The sequence below is a fragment of the Streptomyces sp. NPDC110618 genome, assembly GCF_055657065.1.
In genome coordinates, this window is the sequence record NZ_JBVKBN010000024.1 from 1 (window position 1) to 23,328 (window position 23,328).

Sequence of the window (23,328 nt, forward strand, 5' to 3'; positions counted from 1 at the left end):
AGCTCCGCTACGAGGACCTTCGTCCGGCACGCCGAGAGCACGCACCTGACGCCGCGGGGCCGCCCTCCGGGCGACGACGGGAGTTTGAAGACAGGACCTGGAAGCCGTGGTTCGGTAGGTGACGTACGTCGATGGACGGGATGCCCGCACGCGGGGCAACTCCGCGTGCGGGCACATGTGTTCAGCTTCAGCTCAGCGGGTCGAGTGTCAGATACGCCTGCCGCGGGTTGCCGTCGTGGACGAGGGATTCGTGGTTGCCGACGTCGTCGAAGGCGAACGCGTATGCCTTTCCGTTGACGGTCTGGGAGTGGATGATCCGTGCGTAGTGGTTGGTGACGGGGTCCTTGTAGAAGTTGGCCGAGGACGGGTCGGGCTGGTTGGGGTTCGTCAGCAGGGTGGAGCGGTTGAAGCCCGCGCACAGGGTGCGGGAAATGGGGCCGCGCACCGCGTCGTTGGGGGCGTCGAGCAGCTTGTGGCAGCGGAAGATACTGTCCGCGTCGGGCTTCTGGAAGCTGGTGACGACGGCGCCGGAGCTGTTGGTGAAGTTCATGACGTTGCCCGAGACCCGGCCGTAGTACTTCGTGTTGGGCTGGTCGGCGAAGGGCGTGACCGTGAGCGTGGTGGTGGAGTACTTCTGCCAGACCCGGTTGACGTAGTCGCTGAGCACGGAGGCCGGGAGCCCGCCGGTTTCCAGGCCGTGGCCGGGGGAGAGGGCCCTGAGCACGGTGCCGTCGGGCGCGGTCTGGATCAGGTTGCCCCAGCCGCCGGGCTGTGCGCGCAGTGCGGCGTAGACGGCGTTGTACCCACCGGCCTTGAGGCGCCCGGTGCTGATCGTGCTGCCGTCACCGCGCTGGACGCCGACCGAGTACGGCACGGAGAACATGTCGACCTGGGTGCTGTTGAGCCACAGGCCGCCGTCGTTGAGCGTGTACTCGGACCAGTTGAACAGGATGTTGCGGTTCGGGTCGCTCGGATTCTGCACGGCGGGCTGGACCAGGCCGCCGGTGGTGAGGCGGAAGTCCAGCTTGCGGCCGTAGGAGAAGTAGATCCGGCCCGAGAACTTCGGCATCCGGATCGTCATCGTCTGCCCGGGAGCGGGCCCGGTGATGGACGCGTCCGGCGCGGGCGTGGGCGGGACGCCTCCGGCGGGCCAGGTGTGGAAGGTGCCGTTCGCATCGGCCCAGCCCTGTCGGCCGGTCGTCAGCGAGGTGCCGATGTTGTAGATGTACACGGGCTCGCCCCGCCCGCTGCTGTTCTTGATCTGCACCGGAATCGTGGCCGGCACCGCGGCATCGGCCTCGCTCGGCGCCGCCCACGACAACAGCGTGCCCAGCAGGGCGACCGCCGCGGCCATGGCTGTGAGGGGATGCTTGAACCTTCGGAGCATGCTCGGACCTCCGTGGGGGTGGGAGTGGGGTTGGTCCGTACCTGCCTTTGAGAGCGCTCTCAGCGTCGCGCCGGGATGTCCGGTTGTCAACGAGTCGGGAGCGTGGTTGTTGTGCGGATCTCCGCGCTCAATCCCACCAGAATTCCCAGCAGTTGAGGCCGACAAGAGTCTCGGCACAGGAGGCGAGTCCGTCGTGTGCGCCCTGCCAGACGGTGTCGGGGCAGAAGGCGAAGTGCTCGGCGGCGACGGTCAGGGCGTCCTCCTGCCGCCTCGGCGGTGCCGCGACACTGAGGTGGAGGGTGTCGAAACCGACGGCGACGACGCGCGCCCCGAAGCGGTCCTCCCAACTGCGGACGATGGCGGAGAACTTGGCCGTGTCGCCGTAATTGGCCGGGCCGCTCCAGCCGACGGCGGTGAGGGCGTCGGCTCCGCGGAGGGCTTCGACGAGGCCGAGGCGCGCGTGCGGGTGCCCGGCGAGGAACACCTTCGCGTACTCCTCCGCCATCTCCTCGGGGTCCGTGTCAGGCGCCGACGTGGGTGAAAGGCCCGGCCAGGCCCGGCCGAAGGGGGCGGTCACGGCCAGGCGTTCCTCCGCGGTGAGGTGGTCGTCGTCCTCGTCGACGGAGGTGTACTCCCTCCACCAGTCCGCCAGGAGCGTCTCGGCGCGGTGGTCCACGGAGGACGACGTGCCCTGGGGGTACAACTCCCCACAGCCCCAGGGTCGGAAGTCCTCGTCGAGTGGGTCCAGGGCCTCCAGCAGCAGCGGCCAGAGCCCGGTGACGGGGTGTTGTCTGCGCAGCCGGGACCACAGTTCGGCGGTGGCAGGGGCGTCGCTGAGCCACAGGGGCCGTGCGTCCCCCACGCTCTCGTACGAGGTGATCACACGGCCGGGCGGCAGCCCTGAGACGCGGCAGAGGCGGGCTTCAACGGTCATGCGCGGATGCTAGGCCGGGGGTCTGACAGCCGGACTTCCGGCCGGGCCGCGCCCGCCCCCGTGCGCCCGGCCGAACCGCTGTTCCCTAGGTCGCCGGGTTGCGGCGAGAACCGCGGCCGGAGCCGCCGCTCTTGCCGCCCGTGGGCCGGCCCTTCGCGGCCGGCGCCGCCGAGGTCCGGCGCGCCGCGCCGCGCTTGGGGGCGCCGGTGGTCGGGGTCTTGCCGGTCGAGGCTCGGTTGTCCGTGCCCCGGGGCGTCGCCGCCGTTGCCGCGCCGCGAGCCCCGCTCCGCCGGCGGGACGAGCGGTTGCCGGGCTTCCGGGCCGCCGCCGGCTTCGCCGGTTCCGGGACCTCGATCGTGACCGGGACGCCGGACGGCTCGCGGGCGCCCGTGATGGTGGCCAGTGCCGTGTCGCTGGAGGTGATACGGGCGGTGCGGGGGCGGATGCCCGCGTGGGACATCAGCTGGGTGACGTCGCGCTTCTGGTCGGGGAGGACCAGGGTGACCACGCTGCCCGAGCCGCCGGCGCGGGCCGTGCGGCCGCCGCGGTGGAGGTAGTCCTTGTGGTCGGTCGGGGGATCGACGTTCACCACCAGGTCGAGGTCGTCGACATGGATGCCCCGGGCCGCGACGTTCGTCGCCACGAGCGCGGTGACCTGGCCGTTCTTGAACTGCTCCAGCGTCCGGTTGCGCTGCGGCTGGGACCGGCCGCCGTGCAGGGCCGCCGCGCGGACGCCGACGGCGAGCAGCCGCTTGGCGAGCCGGTCGGCGGACCTCTTGGTGTCGAGGAAGAGAATGACCCGGCCGTCCCGCGCCGCGATACGCGTGGTGACGGCCTTCTTGTCGGTCTCGTCCATGACGTGCAGGACGTGGTGCTCCATCGTCGTCACCGCACCCGCGGACGGGTCGACGGAGTGCACCACCGGGTCGGTGAGGAACCGCTGCACCAGACGGTCGATGTTGCGGTCCAGCGTTGCCGAGAACAGCATGCGCTGCCCGTCCGGCCGTACCCGCTGGATCAGCTTGGTGATCTGCGGCAGGAACCCCATGTCCGTCATCTGGTCGGCCTCGTCGAGCACCGTGATGCGGACGTCCCCGAGCACGCAGTCCCCGCGCTCCACAAGGTCGTTGAGGCGCCCCGGAGTCGCCACGAGGACCTCGGCGCCGCGCCGCAGTGTCCCCGCCTGCTTGGTGATCGACAGCCCGCCCACCACGGTCGCGATCCGCAGGTTCACGGCCGTCGCATACGGGGCCAGCGCGTCCGTCACCTGCTGGGCGAGTTCACGCGTGGGCACCAGCACCATGGCCAGCGGCGCCTTCGGCTCGGCGCGCAGTCCGGCGGTACGGGCCAGCAGCGCGAGCCCGAACGCCAGGGTCTTGCCGGAACCGGTCCGCCCGCGACCGAGCAGGTCACGTCCGGCGAGCGAGTTCGGCAGGGTGGTGGCCTGAATGGGGAAAGGGGTGGTGACACCCTGCGCGGCGAGGGTTTTCAACAGACCCTCGGGCATGTCCAGAGCCGCGAAGTCCTCGACGGCGGGAAGTGTGGGAGTCGTGCTCTCCGGCAGCCGGAATTCCCTCGGCGACGAGGACGGCGCGGACCGTGCGGGGGCTGCCGGGGACGAGGCGCGCCGGTTCGACCTCGGGGACCTACGGGACATGCGGTTGTCTGCCTTCCTGCTTCCTGGAAACAGCACAGACCGAGGTCCGCACCACAGCGGTGCGGACCCCGGTCGAGCGGATACGCGTCAGAGCGATCAGGCGGGAACGATGTTCTCCGCCTGCGGGCCCTTCTGGCCCTGCGTGACGTCGAAGGAGACCCGCTGGCCCTCCTGGAGCTCACGGAAGCCCTGCGTCGCGATGTTGGAGTAGTGGGCGAAGACGTCGGGGCCGCCGCCGTCCTGCTCGATGAAGCCGAAGCCCTTTTCAGAGTTGAACCACTTCACGGTTCCCTGTGCCATGACGTTCTCCTTCTGGTAGGCAGAAGGCCCCATCCGGAGATGCCGGTAAAACAAATAGTGCGCCCGATGGATTATTCCCGTCAGGCGCACATAGGTTCATGGGTACCACAACTGCAATACAAGAACAGTAGCACAGGTACGCCGCGCTGTGCGGGTGACAGAGAACTCTTCTCGGTTCGGCACTTCCTTCAACGCCTCGTCTCGTACGTACTCACGACCACGCCACCGGGAAATGTCCGTGTCTCCACCAGATTCAGATTCACCCAGCTGTCCACCGCGCTGAAGAACGGCGTACCGCCACCCAGCAGGACCGGGTGCGTCGCGACCACGTACTCGTCGATCAGTCCGGCGCGCATGGCCGCCCCCGCGAGTGTCGCGCCGCCGATGGTCATCGGACCCCCGTCCTCGGCCCTGAGCCGGGTGATCTCGGCGACGGCGTCGCCGGTGACCAGGCGGGCGTTCCAGTCGACCTTGTCGAGCGTCGAGGAGAACACCACCTTCGGCATGTCCCGCCAGTTCCGCGCGAACTCGGCCTCCGCCGGGCCGGCGCCGGGCTGCTGTTCGCCGGTCGGCCAGTAGGAGCTCATCGTCTCCCACAGTTTGCGCCCGTACAGCGTCAGGTCACTCGCCTTCTCGTAGCCGAGCCAGAACCTGAACAGCTCCGGGCTCGGCGGCCCGCTGAAGCCGATGTCGTCGCCGGGTGCGGCGATGTAGCCGTCCAGGGACAGATTCATGCCGTAGATCAGTTTCCGCATGGCCCGGCCTTCCCTCCGTGGGTGTGCGATGCAAGGACCAGCGTGGCCCGGAAAACTCATCGGCGCGTGTACGGGCGCGCCGACGAATCGGGCGAGAGCACCCGGGCATGCCGAGGCGGTCTCATGCGCGATACGCATGAGATATGAGGTGTACGGGGTATAGTCACTACCGTGGGTATGAGTCTGGATGATCGGGTACGGTCCGCGGTGGCCGCGCTGCTGCACGCGACCGGGGAGACACAGACGGAACTCGCCGCCGCGCTCGGTGTGAGCCAGGCCCAGGTGAGCCGACGCCAGTCCGGCACGGCGGTGTGGAGTCTCGCGGACTGCGACGCGGTCGCCGCCCACTACGGCATCGACGTCCTGGACCTCGTGGCGGGACCGACGCGCGCGTCGGAGGCCCTCCCGCCCGGTCGCCGCCGTACGACGACACGCCCGGCCGCCGTGCAGGAGGGGAGAGCCCGATGACCGACTTCGACGCGATCGACGCCCTCCTCGCCGAGGCCAGGAAGGACGTGCCCCTCCCGTCACCCGAGGAGCGCCGCGCCCTGCGCGAAGGGCTGAACGTCTCCCGCCGGCAGCTCGCCCAGGCCCTCGACGTCAGCCCCTCCACGGTCGCGGGGTGGGAGTCGGGACGCGAGCCCAGCGGTGACGTGCGCGAGAAGTACGCGTACTTCCTGAGCGGCGCCCGGGACAAGCTGGCCGCGGCCGAGCCTCAGCACGAACCCGACCCGGACGACGACGAAATCCTCGCGGCCCCGGAGCCGTGCGTGCTGTGCGGGCAGCCCGCGCGGCACCAGGTGGAGGGGTTCCCGCAGCACCTGGACCCGGCCGAATGCGGCACGACGGCAGCGACTTTGGAGCCCGCGCAGAAGCCGAACCCCGAGCGGCGCGACTCCGTACGCGTCGTCCCGGTCGGCCGCCGCCTCAGGACTGCCGACAGCCCCGACCTCATCGCCTCCGCCGTGGCCGCCGTGCTCGACGAGCACTCCGGAGACGTGGAGGCGGCGACGAAGGCGCTGGTGAAGCGGGCGATCCCGGATGCGATGGCGTTGCTGGACCACAGCCGCAAGGGCGGCCGGTACGACGTGATCGCCCACCCCTGGCTGCCCGACATCCTGCGCAAGCAGACCGCGCGCGGCGCCGACCAGATCTGGGAGGCGCGCCCCAAGTGGGCCCGGCCCGAACTGCCGCCGGGGGAGCACCAGGTGACCGCGCTCGACCTCAACGGCGCCTACCTGTCCGCGCTCAAGACCCACCTCCCGCTCGGCCAGTTGGAGCACTCCACCGGCAACCACCACGACCGGCGCCGGGCCGGCGTGCACCTGATCACCCCGCCCGACTGGGACCACGACGCCTACCTCCCCAACCCGATCGGCAGCCGGGACGAGCCCGGACCGCTGTGGGTGACCGAACCCACCCTGCGCCTGCTGCTGAGGTGCGCGAGCCCGGCGTACGGCCTGTGCGACCCGCCGGAGATCCACGAGTCCTGGACGTCCGGGTGCACCGAGGGCCTGCTGGAGAAGTTCCGCGTCACCCTCAAGGACGCCCGCGAACGGGCGATCGCCGAGGGCGACGAGGTGACGCTGGAGTACGTGAAGGCCATGTATGCGAAGTTCGTCTCCACGCTGGGGGAGTCGAACTACAACCGGGAGTTGTACCGCTCCGACTGGATGCATCTCATCCGTTCGCAGGCGTTCGCCAACCTGTGGTGGAAGGCGCACCGCGCCTACGATCAGGGGCTGATGGTCGTCCGCGCCATGGGCACCGACGAGCTGCACGTCATCGGCGACTGGCGCGCGGTCTTCGACGAAGGGCGCGGCGTCACACAGGTGAAGGTCAAGGACGTGTACACCGTGGGTACGGCTACCGGCGACTGAACCGGCCGGGCGAGGGACACGGAGCGAGGAGAGGGAAGTGCCGGAGAGGAACATCGAGTTCGGCAAGTACGGCGCCAGCGGTATCAAAGGGTACGAGGCCGCGGCACGCCAACTCGACGCGCTCGCCGGCTTCATCGCCACCCCGATCACCACCCGGCGCGGTCTGCTCGCTCGCCTGCACTACCTCACCCGTACTCCGCACGCCCGCGAGGCCGCCCGTGAGGCCGGGCTCACCGTCACCGACCGGACGCTGAAGGCGTGGCTGGCGGGGCGGCGCAATCCGTCGCGGAAGAATCTGCAGCATGTCGAGACCGCCTACCGCGCGGTCCGCCGTCGCAACGTCGCCCGCTACCTGCTGGCCCGCCTCAACCGTCAAGGACGCGGCACGCGCGTGGAGTTCCACCCCCTGAACCAGTCCCAGGTCGACCGGCCGCGCCAGCGCGTGGTCACCTACCGCACGCTCAACGTCCGCCGCTGGGACCGCATCGTCGAGGCCTGGGCCGCCGAGGACGACGCGGCGCTGGACGAGGCGTGGGTCAGTGACGCGACCGTGGACCTGGGTTCGGAGTGGGGACAGTACGAATACGTCACCAACATCGGCTTCGCCGCGTAGCCTCTCAGGGATGTCCGCCACGAGGAGGCTCCAATGGACGTAGTGCTGCGCGAAGTGCGGGGCACCGACCTGCCTGTTTTCTTCGCCCAGTCCAACGAACCCGAGGCGATCCGGATGGCGGCGTTCACCGCCAAGGACCCCTCGGACCACGACCGTTTCCAGGAGCACTGGGCGCGCATCCTCGGCAACCCCGAGGTCATCATCCGCACCGTCGTGGGCGCCGACGGCGAGATCGTCGGGCATGTCTCCGTCTACGGCCCGCCCGAGGAGCGCGAGGTCACGTACTGGATCGGGCGCCAGTACTGGGGCCGGGGCGCCGCCACCGCCGCGCTGCGGGAACTGCTCGCCCTCGAACCGACGAGGCCCCTGTACGCCCGCGCGACGGCGGACAACCTCGGCTCCCTCCAGGTACTGAAGAAGTGCGGTTTCGCCGTCACGGGCAGCGACCGGGGCTTCGCGAACGGGCGGGGCGAGGAAGTGGACGAACTCCTCCTCACCTTGCCCGCCTGACGGGCTGGGTCAGCCCTTGCGGGCGAACAGATGGATCTCCCGGTGCTGCCGCTTGTCGGTCGGCTGCGGCGCACGCACCGTCCGGGCCACCTCGGCGAAGCCGTACTCCCTCAGCATCCCGGCCAGGTGATCCGGCCACCACCGGTAGGCCGGAGCGACCGCGTGATCGAAGACCTCCGTGGCGGGCGATGGCCCGTCCGTCGCGGAGAACCCGATCAGAAGGTGCCCGCCAGGCTTCAGGACGCGGCTGAACTCCCCCAGAATGGCGGGGAGTTCGTGCGGCGGCGTATGGATGATGGACCAACGCGACAGTACGCCGTCCAGGGCGCCGTCCTCGATGTCCAGCCCGGACATCGAGCCCACGTCGAACCGCAGCCCCGGGCACGCCTGTCGAGCGAGGTCGACCATGGCGGGCGAGGCATCGACGCCGAACGCCGCCAGCCCCAACTCGGTGAGATACGCCGTGACATGACCCGGCCCGCAGCCCAGGTCCGCGACCTGGCCCCCCTCGCCAACGAAGTCGGCGAAGGCCGTCAAGCAGGCGCGTTCCAGGGGGCTGTCCTTGAGCGAGTCGCGGAACTTCTGAGCGTAGAGGTCGGCGACGGCGTCATAGGCCTCGCGGGTCGTGCTGACGGAATCATGCATGCCGGCCACGTTAGTCCCAGGGCGCATCAGCAGAAGATCCTCGCCCCAGGCGTCCAGCGTGGGGCCGAGGCCCGCCTCACGCGCTCGGGGCTCGACCCGGGCGAAGAGGAGTTCCAGCAGGAAGCCCACGCTGTCGGTGGCGTCCAGGCGGGCGGCCGGAAGCCGGCCGTCGCGGGCATTCTTCACCGAGCGGTAGAGGGAGTTGGCGTACGCGTCGAGCCAATGTGCGGCCGCCGTGCTCGCCTCGTCGGTGTCGCGACGGGCCGGCGCGGCGACGATCCCGGCGATTCCGCCGTCGAGGCGGTCGAGGCCACCCGGGCCCTGGACAGGCCGTAGCGCTCGAAGCCGTCGTCGTGGTCCGAGTGTGCGGCGGCCGTACCGCCGCCGCCCTGGAAATCAACGCACGCTCGACACAGTACCGAACTCGCCCTGACCCCACTGGCGTTGCACGGTCGCCTTGGCGCCGGTCACCAGGCTCGCCGCCGGAACATCGTCGGCGACCACCGCTCCGGCCGCGATCACCGAGTCCCGCCCGATGCTGACGCCCGGCAGGATCGTGGCACCGGCGCCGATCCACACGTTCTCGGCCACGTCGATGGGCGCGCCGGTGAGGTAGTGCCGGCGCTCCTCCGGGTCGACGGGGTGGCCACTGGTGATGAAGGTGACCTTCGGGCCGACCATGACCCGTTCACCGAGCCGAATGCCCGCGTAGTCGAGGAACGCGCAGTTCTGGTTGATGAACACCCGCTCGGCGAGATCGAGCCGGAGGCCGTGGTCGGTGTAGAAGGGCGGGTAGACCGTGACGCGCGCCGGCAGGGGTTTGCCGAGGATCCGCTCGAACAGAGCGGCTTTGCCGGCCTCGTCGTCGAAGGGGAGGACGTTCAGCCTGGAGGTCAAGGACGTGACCTCCAGAACTCTGGCGGCCATGGCCTTGAACTCGTCACTGTGGATGCGCATCAGACGGTCGCCGGGCATGCCGCGACTCCTTCGGACGTACGGGGAGCGCCCAGGACGGGCGCCACACCGGCTCAGGGGGCTGGGGCAGGGTGCCGAGGTGGGTGATGATCGCCCGCAGTCCCGGGTGCGGGCTCGTCGCGGGGAGGAGGAGGGAGAGCGGGTAGGCCAGGACCGGATCCGCGATCGGGATACGGCGCAGGTCGTAGTGGGTCGGCCAGATGTACCGGTCGCGTGCGCCCACGAACGTCGCCACGTCCGCGGACTCCGCGAGCGTGTCCAGCAGCACCTCGTCCCCGAAGTGCGGGCCCGCCGCGTCGACGCGCAGGTCGAACTCGGTGGCCAACTCGTCGTAGAACTCCGCCCATTCGCTTCCCGGCGTGATGCCCGGCACCCAGATCCGGTGCCCGCGCAGGTGCGCCGGGCTCAGGCGGCGGGTGGCGGCGAGGGGGTGTCGCGGGCCGACGAGCAGTTCCAGGGGCGAGTCGAAGGCGTGGATCATGCGGATGTCGTGCGGCAGCGCGGCCGGGTCGGTGACGGAACGGAACGACGCGTCGACCTCGCCCGCCGCGACGGCGGCGACGGCCACGCGCGGGTCGGTGACCCGGAGGGTGACCACATCGAGGTCGGTGCCGGGGCGCGAGCGCCAGTAGTCGTGCAGTACCACGGCCTGTGCGCTCCGCAGCCCCAGCACATCGATCCGCAGCGCCCTCGACCCCGGCCGCACCGCCGCGACGGCCCGCTCTACAGCGGCGACGACGCTCCGCGCATGGGGCAGGAACGCCTGGCCGTCGAGCGTCAGCTCCACCCCGCGCGCGGTACGGGCGAAGAGTCGCACCCCCAGCTCCCGCTCCAGCCCGGCGATCCGCTTGGACACAGCCTGCTGCGTCACGCCCAGTTCCTCGGCCGTGTGCTGGAACCGCCCCAGCTCGGCGGCCCGGACGAATGATCGGAGTGCTTCGGTGTCCACGGGAGCACCTTACGTACCCACAACCGATGGTTGTGGGTATGCCGAGGCGCGTTGTCGGTCGTTCATGCCCCGAACCGCTCGGTGTACGCCTCTGTGGGCGGCGCCGCGACCGGGCGGGTCATGCCCGCCGACCAGTACCCGCCGGTGCCCGGGATGCGGGTGATGTCGTTGAGGTACGGGGCCGGAGCAGCGCCTTCCGGGCCGCGGACCACCGTCCAGCCGGTGCCGTCCCGGCGCAGGTACGTGCTGCGGGTTTGGTCCTGGTAGTTCCAGCCGCTGATCCACGCCGCGCGGCCCCGCGCGTCGGCGGCCACGGCGCTGAGGGCCCCGACGGTGAATCCGGCGTCCGGGCGTGTCCAGGCCGTGCCGTCCCAGTGGGCCAGGGCAGGGTTGCCGGGGCGGCCCGGGGGTCCCCCGACGCCCGCCTCCGTACCCACGGCCCACACATCGTCCGGGGTGTCCGCGTGGACGTCGCCGATGCCCAGGCGCAGTCCCGCGATCGGTGGCAGTGCCGTCCACGAGCCGTTCCAGCGGGCCACCAGGCCGTTCCAGCCGCCGCCGTTCGACTGGTCGCCGCACACCCAGACGTCACCGGGCGCCCGCCACACCACCCGGTAGAGGTTCGCGCTCGTCACCGGCAACGGGTCCAGCCACCGCCACCTCCGCCCGTCGCCGTGCAGCAGCCGCAGGGCCCCGCCGCGCAGTCCGACGACCCACACCCGTCGGGCGGGGCTCACCGCGACGGCGTACAGGCGCAGGCCGGGCTCGCCCTGCCCCGGGAAGGATGCCTCCCGCCACGTCGTCCCGTCCCAGCGCAGCAGGGCGCTCGCGCCCCCGGCCCGCTGGCCCACGCCCCACGCGAACTCGGCGGAGACACCGGCCACATCGCTCAGCCGCGTCAGTTCCAGGACCGTCAGGTCGGTCTTGGACCAGGCGCTGCCGTCCCACGTCATGGCCAGTGCCCGCCCGCCCCCGGCCCCGCCCATCTGTTCCTCGCCGACGGCCCAGGCCAGAGCCGGCCCGGCGGCGGAGATACGGCGCACCTGCGCCGGAGGTGTACTGCCGGGCGCCGGTACGGGGTGCCAGCCCTCCGGCGCGGGCACCGCCGGTGCGCCCGCGCCGGCTCCTGCGCGGGCCGGGTCCGGTGCCAGGGCCAGTGCCGAGAGGGCGCCGATGGCCCCTGCCACGAAGCGCCTGCGTCTCATGGAAGTCCTCCCCGGTGACGGTGTGCCGGTCCGATGGGAAGGACCACCCTCAATCGGTCGGTCGTGGCGGTCTAGATACCCGCGTGACAAAGGTGACCTGTTTCGCCGGAGTCCTCACAGCGCGCCGAGCGCCGCCGATTCCCCCGCACGCCAGGCACCGAGCAGCCGCGCCCCGAGACGGTCTTCGAGGTGGCCGGTCGCGCGGACGCCGAAGACCACGTCCTGCTCCAAGTACGGTTCGCTCTCCAGGAGTCCGCCCACGACGTCATGGCGTACGACCTGCTCGTGCACCGCGTCCGCCTCCACATGCTCGGTGTAGAAGCGCACGGCGGCGGGGCCCGCCCCGGCGCGCTCCAGGGCACCGGCGAGGCGGCGCGAGGCGGGGGAGGAGGTGACCTCCACGAAGGCGAAGTGGCCCACGAGGGCCGCGCGCAGGGCGCGGTGCAGGCCGAAGAGGGACATCAGGTTGACGGTGGCCAGCACTTCGGCGGGCGCCGAGTCGAGGTAGCGGCCGTAGGAGGTGTCGAGTCCGAGGTCCGCCATGAGATCGGCGTACAGCTGGGCGTGGATGTCCTCGGCGCGGCCCGCTCCGAACTCGTCGAACTCCACGGCGACCATGGCCGCCTTGGCACGTCCGCGCAGCCGGGGAATGACCCAGGCGTGCGGGTCCGCCTCCTTGAGGTGGTACAGCGAGCGCAGTGCCGCGTACTCGCGCAGACGGTCCAGGCGGGCTTCGTCGCGCAGATAGTGCGAGACGCTCCCGGAACCGTCCACCGGCTCGACCTGGAGCGCGTCCAGCGCCTCCCGAGCGTCGGCCGTGCCGTCGACGGGGACGTCCTGGCGCAGGGCGTCAAGGAACCGCTTCTCGATCGCGCCGCGCAGGCCCAACAGCCCGGCGTCCCACTCCAGTTCCTCGGGCACGCCCTCGAAGCCCCGGTAGTGCAGCTCGTACAGCATGTAGAGGGCGAGTTGGAGATCGTCGTCGTACGGGGAACAGTCCGCCGGTGCCGGTACGTCCTCCGGGCGGCAGCGCTGGAGCAGCGCCGTCACGGCAGCGGACAGCGGGCCGCGCGGTCGTGGCAACGGCGGTGCGGAGGCGGGGTGGTTCATGCCGGTCCGCCTTCGCCGGGATGCCGTTCGCGGCGGCGGTGGCTGGTGTCGCACCAGGGGAAGGTACGGCTGCGACGGCAGGTGCACAGGGCAACCATGAACCGGTCGGAGACCGTCACCTCGCCGTCCTCGCCCACGACTTCGACAGGCCCCTCGACCAGCAGTGGCCCGTCGCGCTGGACCCGGGCCCGGCGCGGACGTTCAGGCGAGTTCACCGCGGATCACCACCAGTTCTTCCGTCGTGTCGGTGTCGGCGAGGTGCCGCTCGCGCAGCCAGCCGAGCCGCGAGCGGAGCACGGGCCCGTACGGCAGCGAGGTCCGGTCGACGATCCGCGCGCGCAGTCCGGCCTCTTCCAGGCGCGTGAGGGTGGTGTCGATGCCGCACAGGTGCGAGTGGACCATCAGGAGCGTGCCGTCGGGGCGCAGCAGGTGGGGCGCGGTGTCGCAGATGCGGTCGATGAGTCGGCGCCCGTCGTCGCCGGCGTCCCAGGCTCTCGCGGGGCCCTTGGGCGGGGTGGGGCCAGGGGCGGGGACGTAGGGCGGGTTGGAGATGACCAGGTCGTAGCGGCGGCCCGGCACGGCCGCGGCCAGGTCGCCGTGGCGTACGCGCAGGGTCCGGCCGTTGAGGAGGGCGTTGGACCAGGCGGTGAGCAGCGCCCGCCAGGAGATGTCGACCGCGGTGACCCGTCCGCCCAGACGGGCCGCCTCCACGGCGAGGACACCGCTGCCGGTGCCCAGGTCCAGCACCTCGGTCCCGGAGGTCACCCGTTCGCGGCGCAGCGCCCGGCCGAGAAGCCGGGTGTCGGTCTGCGGACGGTACACGCCCCGGGGCACCCAGTAGCGCAGGGGTGGGGAGATGACATGGGTGTGGGTGGTCATGGGCTGCCTTTCTCAGCGGGGGCCGCAGGCCGGTGGCGGGCGGCCGCGGCGACTCCTCCGCGGTTACCCCGGTTCAGTCCTCGCCCCGGACGATGTTGTCCTCGGAACCGGTCGAGGTCCGGGACGCCGGGGGTGACACGGCGGGGACGCAGGTGCGGATCGCCGGACCGCGCTGCTGACGGGCCTTGGTCCAGCCGGTCTCTCGTACGGTCAGGGTCTTGTGGTCCATGGGGCGCGCGGTCACGGCGCTTCATCTTCTTTCCGGAGTCGTGCGGAGCCGGTCTGTTCACGGCTCTCTATGGGATGGGGCCCGAGTTCCCGCGATCATGGCCGGGAAACAGGGTTCATGACTCCCGTTTCCGCAGCGGCCGTACAGCGGGGCCTTGCAGGACCCGGCCGTCCACGGCGAACCGGGAGCCGTGGCAGGGGCATTCCCACGCCTGTTCCGCCCGGTTGAACGCGACCAGACAGCCCAGGTGGGTGCAGCGGGCGGACACCGCGTGGAGCTGTCCGTCCTCGTCGCGGTGGACCGCGCAGTGGCTCGCGCCTACCCGCACCACAGCGCCCTCGCCCGGGGCGATGTCGTCGATTCCGGGCCCGGTCAGCGGCGATACTCGGTCACCGACGAAGTGCCGCGCCACCTGCGCCTGATGCTTCAGGAAGGGCCCGGCCTCGCGTACGACGGTGCCCACCCGGCGGGGATCGTAGAGGCCGCTCCACTCGGCCGCGCGCCCCGTCAGCAGGTCGCTGATCAGGCGGCCCGCCATGATGCCGCCGCTCAGCCCCCAGCCGCCGAAGCCGGTCGCCACGTAGGTGTGCCTGCTTCCCGGGTGGAACGGACCGACCAGCGGGACGGAGTCGGTGGAGTCGTTGTCCTGGGCGGCCCAGCGGTGCGTGAGAGCGACCCCGGGGAACCGGGACTCGGACCAGTGCGCCAGCCGCGCGAAGCGTTCCTCGGTGTCGGCGGTGCCGGGGGTGAAGTGCTCCCCGGTGACGATGAGCAGCCGTCGGCCGTCGGCGAGGGGTGCCGAGCGGACGGACCGAGTCGACCCGTCGGGGGTGATGTACATGCCCCTCGGGGCGGCTTCCGCGTCCACGGCACCGGCCACCACCAGCTCCCGGCGCGGGGAGAGCCGCGCGAAGAGCAGCGCCCGGTCGAAGACGGGGTAGTGCGTGGTGATCACGACCTCCCGCGCCCGCACCGACACGCCCGCCTCGGTCCGCAGCACGCAGGGCTCGCCCTCGGTGAGGTCGACCACCCGGGTGCCCTCGTACACCGAGGCGCCGCGCCGGACCAGGTCGTCGGCCAGGGCCAGCAGGTATTTGCGGGGATGGAACTGGGCCTGCCCGCTCACCCGGACCGCCCCGGCCACCGGGAAGGGCAGCCCGGTCTCGGTGACGAACTCCGCCGGCAGGCCCGCCTCGCGCGCCGCGTCCGCCTCCGCCCGCAGCTCCGCGACCCGCCCGGGATCCTCGGAGTACGTGAACGCCGCCGCCTCCTCCCACTCGCACTCGATGCCCAGCTCGGCCACGACATCGGCGGCGTGCCGGATCGCGGAGTCCTGGGAGCGCGCGTAGAGCCGGGCGCCCTCGGGCCCCCGGGTGCGGCGCAGGCGGTCGTAGATCAGCGTGTGCAGGGCGGTGAGCTTGGCCGTCGTGTGCCCGGTGACCCCGGCGGCCAGCCGCCCGGCCTCCAGGACGGCGACCTCGCGGCCCTGGCGCGCCAGTTCCCAGGCCGTGCTCAGGCCCGCGACACCGCCCCCGATCACGGCGACGTCGACCGTGAGGTCGCCGGTGGGCGGGGGCGCGGGGGCGCCGGGCGGTGCGGTGTCGAGCCAGTACGAACCCTGGAGATCGGTCTTGGCATTCATGGCGGACGGGTTCCCCTGTGCCGCCCGGACAAGCGGTCCGGGTCGCGGTCGAACTTTCAGTACCGGAATCCCGGGTACCCGGCGCCCCGTACCCGCGGGGCCGACCCGCACGACGAGCGGACCAGGAGGGTTCGATGAGCACGGTCAAGGAAACGGTCGACGTGGAGGTTCCGCTGCGCCGGGCCTACGACCAGTGGACGCAGTTCGAGGACTTCCCGCGGTTCATGGAGGGAGTGGAGGAGGTCACGCAGCTCGACGCCCGGCACAACCACTGGACCACCAGCATCGGCGGCGTACGGCGCGAGTTCGACACCGAGATCGTCGACCAGCTCGCGGACGACCGGATCACCTGGCGGACCGTCGACGGCGACACCCGGCAGCGCGGCTCGGTCCGGTTCGAACGGCTGGACGACACGCACACCCGCGTGGAGCTCACGATGGACGTCGAACCGACCGGCATGGCCGAGAAGGGTGCCGACGCCCTCGGCATGATCGACCGTCGGATCAAGGGCGACCTGCACCGCTTCAAGGACTACGTCGAAGGCGGCGGCAGCACGGGCGGCTGGCGTGGCCGCATCCGCCCGGGGGACCCCGGCACCACCCTCTGACAGCGGAAACACCCCGGTCGGACCCGCGCCGTCGTGGGCCCGGCCGGGGTTCTTCGCGCCCTGGCGCCCGGTCACGGACAGCAAACCGACAACTTGGTCTCCTAATCTTGGGGTTGGAGACGTCGGAGCAGTCCGTACGCACAGCCGGGAGGCGATGTTGTTCGCAAGGGGCGCGTGGTTGCTCGTGGTCGCGGTGATCGCCGGCTGCGCGGTCCTCGTCGGCCCCAGCGCGCCCGACGGAGCCTCCGGCGGGTCCCCGGCCGCCGCGCGTGACGCCGTACCCAACCGCGTCATGACATGGAACCTGTGCAACCCCTGCGACGAGAGCAACGTCGACCGCGCCGCCGAGATCGCGACGTACGCGCCCCAGGTCATCGCCGTCCAGGAGGCCTGCCAGAACGACGTCGCGAGGATCCGGGAGTACCTGGAGAACCTGCACGGGCTGAAGTACCACGTCGAGTACGGCACCGTCCTGCGCAAGTGGAGCCGCTGCGGCGGGGCGCCGTGGAGCCCGGGCGCGTACGGGCAGGCCATCCTGTCGGCGGCGCCGATGACGGACTACGAGAAGGTGGAGTACGCCGACGGCGGCTCCGAGGACCGCGGCTACATGGCCGTCACCACCCGGGTCGACGGCAGGACCGTCCGGGTCTTCAACACCCACCTCGCCGAGCGGCGCCAGGAGGAGATCCGGGCGGACCAGGCGAACGCCCTCGCCAAGGTGGTCGCCAAGCACAGGCGGACCATCGTCCTCGGCGACTTCAACGCCGTACCGGACGCCCCCGAACTGTCGCCGATGTGGGAGCTTGCCGAGGACGCCGACCCGCAGTGCCACCCCTCGCCGGAACTCGACTGCGAGCCGACCACCGAGTGGCAGTCCAAGTTCGACTACATCTTCCTGCGCGGCTACACCCCGCTCACCCACCACGTCCGGCAGTCCGCCTACTCGGACCACTACGTCGTCTACGCCGACCTGGACGCGAAGTGACGGTCAGCGCGCGTCGCGCAACCGGAGCACGTACGCGGCCGTGACCGCCACGCCCCGGTCCTCGTCCTGCGCCAGCTCGGCCAGGGCCCGGGACGCCGTGGCGCCGGGGATGTCCGCGAGGGCCTGAGCCAGCCGCCGCCGGGCGGCACCGCCGTCGCCCAGACGCGCCACGAGACCGGCGGCGATCGTCTCCGCCAGCGCGGGATCACCGGCCAGCGTGCCGAGCGCGTCGGCGGCGTCCACGTCGTTCACCTCGTCGACGACCATGCCGACGAGCGTGGGGACCGCCTCGGCCGACCCGCGCGCGCCCAGCACCAGCGCCGCGTGCCGCCGGACCGCGGGGTCTGAGCCGCTGAGGGCGTCATGGAGCACGGCGGTCGCGGCGGCGCCCGGCAGCGCGGCGACGGCCCGGACGGCCCGCATGCGTACGTCGGGATCGGCCGAGTCCAGCCCCCGCGCCAGCAGTGCCGCCGCCCGGTCGCCGGACTGCGCCAGCGCCCAGCGCAGGGCCCCGGCGACATTCGTCTCCGCCTCCTTCAGTACGGCGTCGACCAGCGCCTCCACCGGTACCGGGGTCTCCTCCACCGAGGACAGGGCCGCCCGCTGGCGGCGCTGGGCGTTCTCCGAGGTCAGGGCGTGCAGGAGGTGCACCGTCTGGAGGACGTCCTCCCAGCCCGTGGGTTCGGAAGCGTCGATCCGTCGGAGGCGGCTCAGCAGTTCGCTCTCGCGCGCGATGCGTTGCCGCGTCTGCCGGATGAGATCGGCGACCAGCTCCGAGGGCTTGAACCCGGGATCGTCCAGGGCCCGCCCGACATCGCGCAGCGACAGACCGAGCGACCGCAGGCTCTCGATGTGGAAGATCCGGCGGATGTCCGCGTCCGAGTACTCGCGGTAGCCGCCCGTCGTCCGACCCGTCGGCCGCACCAGGCCCAGCGCCTCGTAGTGCCGGAGCATGCGGGCGCTGACCCCGGACCGCCGTGCCACCTCACCGATCAGCACCGCCGCTCACTCCTCCTGCCGTCCGGGACCCAGGGCCACGATGCGCTTCGCCTCCTCCAGCGCGTACCCGAAGTCGGCGTCCGGGTCGCGCAGCAGCTGCTCCGTCGCCATCGCGTGCTGCCGTACTCCCGGGTCGCCGTGGCTCCGCGCCGTGCGGAGGGCGGGCGCGGCGGCCTCGCCGAGGGCGACGAGCGCCCGGCTGAGACTGAGCCGGGTGTCCCGCCCGCCGCGACCGAGCTGGGACACCAGCACGCCGGCCAGGGCGGGCCGGTCCGCCTCGGGCACGAGTATGACGGCAGCACGCCAGGCGCTCCGCGCCACCTCGTCGCAGGGGTCGGTCAGATGCGCCCGCGTGATCGCCGGCCAGGCCCGCGCGTCGCCCACCTTGGACAGGGTGTGCAGCGCCTGGCTGCGGGCCTGGGGGCGCGCGGAGCCGAGTTCCTCGACGAGCCCCGGGACCGTGATGCCGGGCGGGTGCCGGGTGAGCGCCCACGTCAGCATGTCCCGTACGAAGAACTCGGGCTCCACCGCGCACCGCTCGATCAGCGGGCCGACGTACCCGGGGTCCGGGGCGGTGCCGACCGCCAGGGCGGCCTTGAGCCGTACGGAGGCGTCGGTGCTGGTCAGCCCTTGCAGTACGGCCGGCGTGTTCTGTGCGGACGTCGTGTTCTGTGTGGACATGGACGACAGTGAAGGGCTTGTCACCGTGTCAAGGTCAAACGGCCGGGTCAGAGGAACGAGGCCAGCCCGTCGAGGAAGCGGTCGACGTCGTCGGCCGAGTTGTACGGGGCCAGGCCCGCGCGCAGCGCCGGGTCGTCGAGCTTGAGCGCGGCGAACGGCTCGTACGCGTAGAACGAACCCGCCGGTGCCACCACGCCCTGCGCCGCCAGATGCTCCTGCGCCTCGCGGGCGTCGCGGCCCTCCAGCGACATCAGCAGGGTCGGTGTGCGGTCGGGAGCCTTGGAATGCAGGGTGATCGCGTCCCCCAGGGACTCCAGTCCCTCCTGAAGACGGGCCCGCAGTTCCACTTCGTGTGCGTGCACGGAGGCCAGGGAGCTGATCAGGTGCTCCCGGCGCGTGACACCCGCGCCCGGGTCCAGGGCGGCCAGGAAGTCGACGGCCGCGGTGGCGCCCGCGAGGATCTCGTACGGCAGCGTCCCGAACTCGAACCGTTCCGGCACGGTGTCCGGGGAGGGCAGCAGCTTGTCGGGCCGCAGGGTGTCCAGGAACTCGGGTGCCGCCGCGAGCACCCCGCAGTGCGGGCCGAGGAACTTGTACGGCGAGCAGACGAACAGGTCGGCGCCGAGCGCGGGCACGTCGACGAGGTGGTGCGCGGCGTAGTGGACGCCGTCCACGTACACCAGGGCGCCGGCCTCGTGGGCCCGGTCGGCGATCCGGCGCAGGGGCGGCTTCGTGCCCAGCACATTGGAGGCCGCCGTGACCGCGACCAGGCGGGTCCGGGGGGTGAGGGCGCGCTCGTAGGAGTCGAGGTCGAGTTCCGTCGTCTCCGGGTCGATCTCGATCCAGCGGACGGTCACTCCCGCGCGCTCGGCCGCCTGGATCCAGGGGCGGACATTGGCGTCGTGATCGAGACGGCTGAGCACGATCTCGTCGCCGGCGCGCCACTGCTTGGCCAGATGGCGGGAGAAGTCGTACGTCAGCTGCGTGGCGCTGCGGCCGTGGACGACGCCGTTCGCCGGAACGTTCAGCAGGTCGGCGTAGGCGGCGCGGAAGTCCATCACGGCGCACTCGGCGTTCAGCTCGGAGGGGCTGACGGTGCCGCGGTTGGACAGCGGGCCGGTCAGGGTGGCGGCGATGGCGTCGGCGACGGGCCGCGGGGTCTGCGTGCCGCCGGGACCGTCGAAGAAGGCGAGCCCGGTGGTGAGGGAAGGGAAGTGGGCGCGCAGGGCGGCGAGGTCGAGGGGCATGGTCCCTGCTTTCGGTCGAGACTCGGGGTGCCTTCTACTCTGGCCGCCCACTTGCTGCACGTAAAGCGATGGATTACGAAGGGAGAGTTCACGGGCCATGAAGGGGGGAGGGATGATGAAGCCGCAGAAGCCGCAGCCGGACCTCAAGCTCCTGGCCACCTTCCTGGCCGTGGTGCGCCGGGGCTCGATGGCCGAGGCGGCGGCGGAACTCGGATATGTGCCCTCCGCGGTCTCCCAGCACATCGCCGCCCTCGAACGCGACCTGGGCATCGAACTCATCGCCCGCCGCCCGGGCAGCCGGCTCATCCTCACCGCGGCCGGCCGCTCCCTCGCCCGCGCGACCGAGACGCTCTTCGACGCGACCGCCCGCTTCCAGGACGTGGCCCACGCCATCGCGGGCCGCGAGATCGCCGAAGTACGGGTGGGTGTCTACCCCAGCGCGATGACGTACCTGCTCCCCCCGGTGCTGGCCACGCTCAGGACACGCGGGGCGGGACCGGGTATCCGCCTCGTGGTCGTCGAGACGGACGAGGGCGTGCCGCGGGTCCGGTCGGGGGACATCGACCTGCTGATCGCCTACCGCTACCTGCCCGAGGACCCACCTGCCCCCTCCGAGGGTCTGACGATCCGGCTCCTGGGCCGCGAGCCGCTGCTCCTCGTCGCCGGCGCCGACCCGGAACGCGGGCGCCCGCTGGAGCTGGCCGACTGCCTGGAGCGTGAATGGGTCTCCGGCCACGCGAACAACCCCGACCGACGCCTGCTGCGCCGCTGGGCGGGCGCGCTCGGGATCGCACCGCAGGTGACGCTGGAGACCGACGACCTGCACAGCATGCTCGCCATGATCCGGGCCGGGCTCGCGGTCGGCCTGATCCCGGCCACGCTCCTCGGCGGGGGAGAGGGCAGCGGGGTCGAGACGGTGACCCTGCCGGACGGAGTCGCCCCGGTCCACCGGGAGATCCTGGCCGTGGGCCGCCCCGGAGCGCACCCGCCCCTCGTCGACGAACTGGTGACCCTGCTGGGCAACGCCGTGGACCGGCTCGGGCTGCCCGCGACAGATCGGGGCCGGGGACTTTCAATGAAGGAGTGAGCGCCATCGGATTGATGACCGCGGCAGGGGTGACGGTGGCCCTGCTGGCAGCCTCCGCACCGAGCTCGACTCCCTCACCCCCTCCGCCGCAGCCGCCGCCGCAGATTTCCGACGCGGATGTGCAACGGGCCGTCGACCGGCTCGACGGGGTGGTGCGGGCCGCCATGAAACGCACCGGGACCCCGGGCGTGGCCGTCGCGGTCGTCCACGACGGCAAGGTCGTGCACCTGGAGGGGTACGGTGTGCGGAAGGTGGGCGGGAAGGCGCGAGTGAATGCCGACACGGTCTTCCAACTGGCGTCCGTCTCCAAGCCGATCGCCTCGACGGTCGTGTCCGGAGCGGTGGGCGTCGAAGGCTGGACCGAGCCCGTGGCACCCAACCTCCCCGACTTCCGGCTGAGGGACCGGTGGGTCACCTCCCACGTGACGGCCGCCGACCTCTTCGCGCACCGCAGTGGCCTGCCGGACCATGCCGGTGACCTCCTCGAAGACCTCGGCTACGACCGCGAGTACATCCTCTCCCACCTGCGCTACGAGCCCCTCGCGCCCTTCCGCGCCAGCTACGCGTACACCAACTTCGGCCTGACAGCGGCCGCCGAGGCCGTCGCGGAGGAAAAGGGCGTGCCGTGGGAGAAGCTCGCCGCCGACACGCTGTACGAGCCGGCCGGGATGGACTCCACCAGCTCCCGCTTCGAGGACTACGAGAACGCCGAGAACAGGGCCTGGGGCCACGTACAGACCCAGGACGACGCCTGGAAGGCCGAGTTCGTACGGGACCCGGACGCGCAGTCGCCCGCGGGCGGCGTCAGCTCCACCGCCCGGGACATGTCCGTCTGGCTCCGTCTCCAACTGGCCGACGGCAAGCTCGACGGGGAGCAGATCATCGACGCCGAGGCACTGCAGCGCACGCACTGGCCCGAGACGGTCTCCAACCCGCCCGGCTCCCCGGGCGCCCGGACCGGCTTCTACGGCCTCGGCTGGAACGTGAGTTACGACGACGCGGGCCGCCTCCGGCTCTCCCACACCGGAGCCTTCGCCCTCGGCGCGCACACCAACGTCACGATGCTGCCCGGAGAAGAACTCGGCATCGTCGTGCTGACCAACACCTCACCGGTCGGCGTGGCCGACGCCGTCGCACTGGACTTCTTCGACATCGCCGAGACGGGGAAGGTAAGCCGCGACTGGATCCCGCTGGTGGACGCGGTGTACCAACAGCAGGAGGACGCGGCCCGCTCCGAGACGGACTACGCCCACCCGCCGTCGAACGCGACGCCCGCACAGGACGCGGACGCATACACAGGTACGTACGAGAACGACTACTACGGCAAGGCCGAGGTGGTAGCGGACGACGAGGGAACCCTCACCCTCCGCCTGGGCCCAAAATCCCAGTCGTACCGCCTGACCCACTACGACGGAAACACCTTCAGCTTCGTGACGGCGGGCGAGAACGCCGTCGGCCGTACCGGGGTCACCTTCTCCGAGGACGGAAAGTCCTTCACAGTCGAGTACTTGGACGCGCAGGACCTGGGCACCTTCACCCGCTCGGGTCCGGCGCGGTGACGGGCTTGGAGCCGCCGTCGGGGATCATCCACGCCACGCGGGCATGCGGGCCCATGACGCACAGCCACATGCGCCTGTGTCGTCCAGTCGAGGGAGCAGAAGAGCGAGGACGCGCCGTCGAGTTGGAGTGGTGACGGAGAGGAGGTGGTCAGCGCGGTGAGGACGTCGGCGGGGGAATCGTGGGCCAGCCGTCGCACAGACAGTGGTTGCCTCTTCCGCCGTCCACCACAGCCAATAGGCGTCCGAGGTCGGCGATTTGCCGGTCTGTCGCGGTGGCCCGTGTGCGGCCCGGGCCGTCGACGCGGTGAGCCGGGCCCTCGACGATGACGACGCGTGCGGCACGGCTCAGCACCTCGCGCAGACGGGTGTTGGTCGGGGTGGCCGCAGGCAGGCCGAATATTCCGGTGATCACGTCCGTTTGGGTATCCGCCCCGCCGAGGTGCTGTACGTATCGTCGGCGTATCGGAATGCGCATACGCCGTCGTGACCTGC

At 71.6% G+C, this 23,328-nt stretch carries 26 protein-coding genes; 8 read left to right on the plus strand and 18 right to left on the minus strand.

Features of this window, described 5'->3' with window-relative positions; genetic code table 11:
- Positions 1–187: 187 nt before the first annotated feature.
- The 5 genes from ACZ7L7_RS31185 to ACZ7L7_RS31205 all read right to left on the minus strand — a co-directional run bounded on the left by ACZ7L7_RS31185 (position 188) and on the right by ACZ7L7_RS31205 (position 5,033).
- Complete coding sequence (locus tag ACZ7L7_RS31185) at positions 188–1,387, minus strand: glycoside hydrolase family 64 protein (protein ID WP_453598843.1); 1,200 nt, start codon at positions 1,385–1,387, stop codon at positions 188–190.
- 127 nt (positions 1,388–1,514) lie between these two features.
- Positions 1,515–2,321: a DUF4253 domain-containing protein gene (locus ACZ7L7_RS31190; protein WP_285514068.1), complete on the minus strand. Its 807-nt coding sequence runs from the start codon at positions 2,319–2,321 to the stop codon at positions 1,515–1,517.
- An 85-nt stretch (positions 2,322–2,406) separates the two neighbouring features.
- Complete coding sequence (locus ACZ7L7_RS31195; RefSeq protein ID WP_471593020.1) at positions 2,407–3,978, minus strand: DEAD/DEAH box helicase; 1,572 nt, start codon at positions 3,976–3,978, stop codon at positions 2,407–2,409.
- Positions 3,979–4,074: 96 nt separating this feature from the next.
- Positions 4,075–4,278, minus strand: coding sequence for a cold-shock protein (locus ACZ7L7_RS31200; protein WP_007502648.1), 204 nt, complete (start codon positions 4,276–4,278; stop codon positions 4,075–4,077).
- A gap of 188 nt (positions 4,279–4,466) precedes the next feature.
- Positions 4,467–5,033 (minus strand): dihydrofolate reductase family protein, encoded by a 567-nt coding sequence (locus tag ACZ7L7_RS31205; protein WP_285514066.1) that lies wholly within the window; start codon positions 5,031–5,033, stop codon positions 4,467–4,469.
- Between the two features lie 177 nt (positions 5,034–5,210).
- On the opposite strand from ACZ7L7_RS31205, the gene ACZ7L7_RS31210 reads away from it, so the two are divergent.
- Genes ACZ7L7_RS31210 through ACZ7L7_RS31225 form a run of 4 tightly spaced genes read left to right on the plus strand, consistent with a single transcriptional unit; the run spans position 5,211 to position 8,036 of the window.
- On the plus strand, positions 5,211–5,501 hold the full coding sequence (locus ACZ7L7_RS31210) for a helix-turn-helix domain-containing protein (RefSeq protein WP_285514065.1): 291 nt from the start codon (positions 5,211–5,213) through the stop codon (positions 5,499–5,501).
- The gene (locus ACZ7L7_RS31215) at positions 5,498–6,913 is read left to right on the plus strand and encodes a helix-turn-helix domain-containing protein (protein WP_472077711.1); all 1,416 of its coding nucleotides are present in this window, start codon (positions 5,498–5,500) and stop codon (positions 6,911–6,913) included. Before ACZ7L7_RS31210 ends, ACZ7L7_RS31215 begins: the two co-directional genes overlap by 4 nt.
- A 37-nt stretch (positions 6,914–6,950) precedes the next feature.
- Positions 6,951–7,526, plus strand: coding sequence for a transcriptional regulator (locus ACZ7L7_RS31220; RefSeq protein ID WP_285514063.1), 576 nt, complete (start codon positions 6,951–6,953; stop codon positions 7,524–7,526).
- Between the two features lie 33 nt (positions 7,527–7,559).
- The gene (locus ACZ7L7_RS31225) at positions 7,560–8,036 is read left to right on the plus strand and encodes a GNAT family N-acetyltransferase (protein ID WP_453598830.1); all 477 of its coding nucleotides are present in this window, start codon (positions 7,560–7,562) and stop codon (positions 8,034–8,036) included.
- Between the two features lie 9 nt (positions 8,037–8,045).
- On the opposite strand, the gene ACZ7L7_RS31230 is transcribed toward ACZ7L7_RS31225, so the two are convergent.
- From ACZ7L7_RS31230 to ACZ7L7_RS31270, 9 genes are all read right to left on the minus strand, one after another.
- Positions 8,046–8,681, minus strand: coding sequence for a class I SAM-dependent methyltransferase (locus tag ACZ7L7_RS31230; RefSeq protein ID WP_285514179.1), 636 nt, complete (start codon positions 8,679–8,681; stop codon positions 8,046–8,048).
- Between the two features lie 396 nt (positions 8,682–9,077).
- On the minus strand, positions 9,078–9,656 hold the full coding sequence (locus ACZ7L7_RS31235) for a sugar O-acetyltransferase (RefSeq protein WP_472077712.1): 579 nt from the start codon (positions 9,654–9,656) through the stop codon (positions 9,078–9,080).
- Positions 9,622–10,605: a LysR family transcriptional regulator gene (locus tag ACZ7L7_RS31240; RefSeq protein ID WP_453598824.1), complete on the minus strand. Its 984-nt coding sequence runs from the start codon at positions 10,603–10,605 to the stop codon at positions 9,622–9,624. Before ACZ7L7_RS31240 ends, ACZ7L7_RS31235 begins: the two co-directional genes overlap by 35 nt.
- A 62-nt stretch (positions 10,606–10,667) precedes the next feature.
- A complete protein-coding gene (locus ACZ7L7_RS31245; RefSeq protein ID WP_472077713.1) occupies positions 10,668–11,810 on the minus strand; it encodes a hypothetical protein in 1,143 nt (380 codons plus the stop codon).
- A 114-nt stretch (positions 11,811–11,924) separates the two neighbouring features.
- Entirely contained in the window at positions 11,925–12,920 is a 996-nt protein-coding gene (locus ACZ7L7_RS31250; protein ID WP_472077714.1) for an iron-containing redox enzyme family protein, read from the minus strand.
- Entirely contained in the window at positions 12,917–13,135 is a 219-nt protein-coding gene (locus tag ACZ7L7_RS31255) for a CDGSH iron-sulfur domain-containing protein (protein ID WP_285514057.1), read from the minus strand. Before ACZ7L7_RS31255 ends, ACZ7L7_RS31250 begins: the two co-directional genes overlap by 4 nt.
- Positions 13,122–13,799 (minus strand): HemK2/MTQ2 family protein methyltransferase, encoded by a 678-nt coding sequence (locus ACZ7L7_RS31260; RefSeq protein ID WP_285514056.1) that lies wholly within the window; start codon positions 13,797–13,799, stop codon positions 13,122–13,124. The genes ACZ7L7_RS31255 and ACZ7L7_RS31260 overlap by 14 nt, the downstream gene beginning before the upstream one ends.
- 73 nt (positions 13,800–13,872) lie before the next feature.
- Positions 13,873–14,043: a hypothetical protein gene (locus ACZ7L7_RS31265; protein WP_285514055.1), complete on the minus strand. Its 171-nt coding sequence runs from the start codon at positions 14,041–14,043 to the stop codon at positions 13,873–13,875.
- Positions 14,044–14,143: 100 nt separating this feature from the next.
- The gene (locus ACZ7L7_RS31270; protein WP_472077715.1) at positions 14,144–15,670 is read right to left on the minus strand and encodes an FAD-dependent oxidoreductase; all 1,527 of its coding nucleotides are present in this window, start codon (positions 15,668–15,670) and stop codon (positions 14,144–14,146) included.
- 134 nt (positions 15,671–15,804) lie between these two features.
- On the opposite strand from ACZ7L7_RS31270, the gene ACZ7L7_RS31275 reads away from it, so the two are divergent.
- Both ACZ7L7_RS31275 and ACZ7L7_RS31280 read left to right on the plus strand, forming a co-directional pair.
- The gene (locus ACZ7L7_RS31275; protein WP_453598811.1) at positions 15,805–16,278 is read left to right on the plus strand and encodes an SRPBCC family protein; all 474 of its coding nucleotides are present in this window, start codon (positions 15,805–15,807) and stop codon (positions 16,276–16,278) included.
- Positions 16,279–16,432: 154 nt separating this feature from the next.
- The gene (locus ACZ7L7_RS31280) at positions 16,433–17,263 is read left to right on the plus strand and encodes an endonuclease/exonuclease/phosphatase family protein (protein ID WP_453598808.1); all 831 of its coding nucleotides are present in this window, start codon (positions 16,433–16,435) and stop codon (positions 17,261–17,263) included.
- A gap of 3 nt (positions 17,264–17,266) precedes the next feature.
- Here ACZ7L7_RS31280 and ACZ7L7_RS31285 read toward each other — a convergent pair whose 3' ends face one another.
- Genes ACZ7L7_RS31285 through ACZ7L7_RS31295 form a run of 3 tightly spaced genes read right to left on the minus strand, consistent with a single transcriptional unit; the run spans position 17,267 to position 20,190 of the window.
- Entirely contained in the window at positions 17,267–18,262 is a 996-nt protein-coding gene (locus tag ACZ7L7_RS31285; protein ID WP_453598805.1) for a MerR family transcriptional regulator, read from the minus strand.
- Positions 18,263–18,268: 6 nt separating this feature from the next.
- Positions 18,269–18,943 (minus strand): HEAT repeat domain-containing protein, encoded by a 675-nt coding sequence (locus ACZ7L7_RS31290; RefSeq protein WP_471593028.1) that lies wholly within the window; start codon positions 18,941–18,943, stop codon positions 18,269–18,271.
- A gap of 47 nt (positions 18,944–18,990) precedes the next feature.
- Entirely contained in the window at positions 18,991–20,190 is a 1,200-nt protein-coding gene (locus ACZ7L7_RS31295) for a cysteine desulfurase-like protein (RefSeq protein ID WP_472077716.1), read from the minus strand.
- Positions 20,191–20,302: 112 nt separating this feature from the next.
- On the opposite strand from ACZ7L7_RS31295, the gene ACZ7L7_RS31300 reads away from it, so the two are divergent.
- Both ACZ7L7_RS31300 and ACZ7L7_RS31305 read left to right on the plus strand, forming a co-directional pair.
- The gene (locus ACZ7L7_RS31300; RefSeq protein WP_472077717.1) at positions 20,303–21,277 is read left to right on the plus strand and encodes a LysR family transcriptional regulator; all 975 of its coding nucleotides are present in this window, start codon (positions 20,303–20,305) and stop codon (positions 21,275–21,277) included.
- A gap of 14 nt (positions 21,278–21,291) precedes the next feature.
- The gene (locus ACZ7L7_RS31305; protein WP_472077739.1) at positions 21,292–22,836 is read left to right on the plus strand and encodes a serine hydrolase; all 1,545 of its coding nucleotides are present in this window, start codon (positions 21,292–21,294) and stop codon (positions 22,834–22,836) included.
- A gap of 148 nt (positions 22,837–22,984) precedes the next feature.
- On the opposite strand, the gene ACZ7L7_RS31310 is transcribed toward ACZ7L7_RS31305, so the two are convergent.
- Positions 22,985–23,248 (minus strand): hypothetical protein, encoded by a 264-nt coding sequence (locus tag ACZ7L7_RS31310; protein ID WP_472077718.1) that lies wholly within the window; start codon positions 23,246–23,248, stop codon positions 22,985–22,987.
- Positions 23,249–23,328 lie beyond the last annotated feature (80 nt).

Coding starts and splice junctions, on each gene's coding strand:
- ACZ7L7_RS31290 (WP_471593028.1), bottom strand. CDS start 18,943: ATGTCCACACAGAACACGACGTCCGCACAGAACACGCCGGCCGTACTG.
- ACZ7L7_RS31260 (WP_285514056.1), bottom strand. CDS start 13,799: ATGACCACCCACACCCATGTCATCTCCCCACCCCTGCGCTACTGGGTG.
- ACZ7L7_RS31215 (WP_472077711.1), top strand. CDS start 5,498: ATGACCGACTTCGACGCGATCGACGCCCTCCTCGCCGAGGCCAGGAAG.
- ACZ7L7_RS31210 (WP_285514065.1), top strand. CDS start 5,211: ATGAGTCTGGATGATCGGGTACGGTCCGCGGTGGCCGCGCTGCTGCAC.
- ACZ7L7_RS31280 (WP_453598808.1), top strand. CDS start 16,433: ATGTTGTTCGCAAGGGGCGCGTGGTTGCTCGTGGTCGCGGTGATCGCC.
- ACZ7L7_RS31190 (WP_285514068.1), bottom strand. CDS start 2,321: ATGACCGTTGAAGCCCGCCTCTGCCGCGTCTCAGGGCTGCCGCCCGGC.
- ACZ7L7_RS31225 (WP_453598830.1), top strand. CDS start 7,560: ATGGACGTAGTGCTGCGCGAAGTGCGGGGCACCGACCTGCCTGTTTTC.
- ACZ7L7_RS31300 (WP_472077717.1), top strand. CDS start 20,303: ATGATGAAGCCGCAGAAGCCGCAGCCGGACCTCAAGCTCCTGGCCACC.
- ACZ7L7_RS31195 (WP_471593020.1), bottom strand. CDS start 3,978: ATGTCCCGTAGGTCCCCGAGGTCGAACCGGCGCGCCTCGTCCCCGGCA.
- ACZ7L7_RS31185 (WP_453598843.1), bottom strand. CDS start 1,387: ATGCTCCGAAGGTTCAAGCATCCCCTCACAGCCATGGCCGCGGCGGTC.
- ACZ7L7_RS31245 (WP_472077713.1), bottom strand. CDS start 11,810: ATGAGACGCAGGCGCTTCGTGGCAGGGGCCATCGGCGCCCTCTCGGCA.
- ACZ7L7_RS31270 (WP_472077715.1), bottom strand. CDS start 15,670: ATGAATGCCAAGACCGATCTCCAGGGTTCGTACTGGCTCGACACCGCA.
- ACZ7L7_RS31205 (WP_285514066.1), bottom strand. CDS start 5,033: ATGCGGAAACTGATCTACGGCATGAATCTGTCCCTGGACGGCTACATC.
- ACZ7L7_RS31235 (WP_472077712.1), bottom strand. CDS start 9,656: ATGCCCGGCGACCGTCTGATGCGCATCCACAGTGACGAGTTCAAGGCC.
- ACZ7L7_RS31305 (WP_472077739.1), top strand. CDS start 21,292: ATGACCGCGGCAGGGGTGACGGTGGCCCTGCTGGCAGCCTCCGCACCG.
- ACZ7L7_RS31230 (WP_285514179.1), bottom strand. CDS start 8,681: ATGCATGATTCCGTCAGCACGACCCGCGAGGCCTATGACGCCGTCGCC.
- ACZ7L7_RS31250 (WP_472077714.1), bottom strand. CDS start 12,920: ATGAACCACCCCGCCTCCGCACCGCCGTTGCCACGACCGCGCGGCCCG.
- ACZ7L7_RS31295 (WP_472077716.1), bottom strand. CDS start 20,190: ATGCCCCTCGACCTCGCCGCCCTGCGCGCCCACTTCCCTTCCCTCACC.
- ACZ7L7_RS31200 (WP_007502648.1), bottom strand. CDS start 4,278: ATGGCACAGGGAACCGTGAAGTGGTTCAACTCTGAAAAGGGCTTCGGC.
- ACZ7L7_RS31275 (WP_453598811.1), top strand. CDS start 15,805: ATGAGCACGGTCAAGGAAACGGTCGACGTGGAGGTTCCGCTGCGCCGG.